This window comes from Thermorhabdus hydrogeniformans, from assembly GCF_049310025.1.
Taxonomy (GTDB): Bacteria; Bacillota; Thermosediminibacteria; order Thermosediminibacterales; family Tepidanaerobacteraceae; genus JBJYKD01.
In genome coordinates this window covers 1-265 of sequence record NZ_JBJYKD010000174.1, presented here as the reverse complement: position 1 = coordinate 265, position 265 = coordinate 1, and the positions used below count along the sequence as shown (strand labels likewise).

General features: G+C 66.4%; 1 protein-coding gene and 1 pseudogene. Both read left to right on the top strand.

All coding sequences use genetic code 11. From position 1 onward, the window contains the following. Window positions 1-77, top strand: a pseudogene (locus ACKX14_RS15995) (cupin domain-containing protein); the annotation flags it as partial. A gap of 73 nt (window positions 78-150) precedes the next feature. Then, window positions 151-265: NAD-dependent epimerase/dehydratase family protein (locus ACKX14_RS15990; protein ID WP_422449393.1), on the top strand; the 115-nt coding region annotated here is incomplete at its 3' end.

Genomic DNA, 265 nt, shown 5'->3' with positions numbered 1-265 from the left:
TCATCGAGGTGCAGTCGGGCTCCTACCTGGGCGAGGACGACATCGTCCGCTTCGAGGATACCTACGGCCGGGCCTGACCCCTGATTCCCGGGCCGGGGCGAGCGCAGGGAGCGTCTACGATGTCGGCCTCAACCCATCGACAAGGACAACATGACGATCCTGGTCACCGGCGGCGCCGGCTTCATCGGCAGCAACTTCGTGCTGGACTGGCTGCGCCAGTCCGATGAGCCCGTCGTCAACCTCGACGCCCTGACCTACGCGGGCA